Origin of the sequence: Marinifilum sp. JC120, from assembly GCA_004923195.1 — a bacterium.
In the GTDB taxonomy this organism is placed as follows: Bacteria; Desulfobacterota; Desulfovibrionia; order Desulfovibrionales; family Desulfovibrionaceae; genus Maridesulfovibrio.
Genome location: RDSB01000081.1, coordinates 1 through 1,068, shown reverse-complemented (window position 1 = coordinate 1,068; position 1,068 = coordinate 1). Strand labels below are relative to the sequence as shown.

The window sequence follows — 1,068 nt, the reverse complement described above, 5'->3', positions numbered from 1 at the left end:
CCATTCATTATGAACCCCACACAATGACTGAAAGTGAAGTGGCAATGGCGAGGCCAAGAACGACTCCAGAGAAGATAGCCAACCCTTTCATGAATCCACGCAAGCTATCCATTTGTTCTTGATGTGCTTTGACCACGCTTAAGCAATTTTCAATGTTCGCTTTGACTGCTTTGCTAAGCAGGCTGTTAGTGGATTTGCGCACTTCCAGAGCAAAGGAAGAAACATGTTCTTCCATATCCTTAGAGAACTGCTGCTTATGCTTTTGCAGTAGCCGGTCATACTCATCCAGAGCGGCGCGATGCATGGTCACAGCAACGAGGATAGGGTCATCCTCATCGAGCAGCAGATTGTGCTCTTTTGCAATGAGATCGCGCACACTCTGAATGGTGAGGGGGGCGTTTTTAGGAGTCTGGTCAGGCATCTTCGGTCCTTACATTCCGCAGTTCACAAGTTCTGTTTTCATTTCATTCCAGAACATTCTGAGACGCTGCTTGGTCATGATCGGCAGGGTGCTTTCTTGCGCTTCCTGAAAGGACATTTTTGCTGTCAGCAAGTTTTCAATGTCTCGGCCAAATGTTTCTTTTTTCTTCATAGGAATGCGGACTAACGCGGCAAGGCGATGTGAATTGTCTTTGTAGACTTTGAATTCTTCGAAGCTCTTTCCCTTCATGGCGATCTGACCGAAAAAGCCATTTAGCCAGATGTAAATGGGAACCTGAAAAGTCCTAAGCAGGGAACTGAGTCCGCTGAGAGTGTCGGGGAGTGCCTGCCCTCCGGTGATAACTGTATGCAGGTTGATATTGTGGCCGGCTTCAGCAAGCATCGGGAAGACTTGGTTGTCAGCAAGATAGCTGGCAAGCGGTACAAAAGTAGCGGCTCCGTTATCAATGACCATTTCAGCATCATCAGGCAGGGCCATCATCAATTCGACAAGAGTATCGAATCGTCTGGGATCAATGTCGTCGCCACTCATAATATCAAGAGAGGTTACGCCAAACCTTTTGTATCCTGAGAAAGTTGCGTTTACCGGATCGGTATCCACACAGCAGATTTCTTTGCCGGATTCCA

At 47.5% G+C, this 1,068-nt stretch carries 2 protein-coding genes; both read right to left on the bottom strand.

The window, feature by feature from the left end:
- Nucleotides 1-7 precede the first annotated feature (7 nt).
- A complete protein-coding gene (locus D0S45_20470) occupies nt 8-421 on the bottom strand; it encodes a hypothetical protein (protein ID TIH08732.1) in 414 nt (137 codons plus the stop codon).
- A 9-nt stretch (nt 422-430) separates the two neighbouring features.
- Nucleotides 431-1,068: conjugal transfer protein TraL (locus tag D0S45_20465; GenBank protein TIH08731.1), on the bottom strand; the 638-nt coding region annotated here is incomplete at its 5' end.

What these genes read in the sequence shown, in the direction of transcription:
- D0S45_20470 (TIH08732.1), bottom strand. Translation starts at nt 421, where the DNA reads ATGCCTGACCAGACTCCTAAAAACGCCCCCCTCACCATTCAGAGTGTG.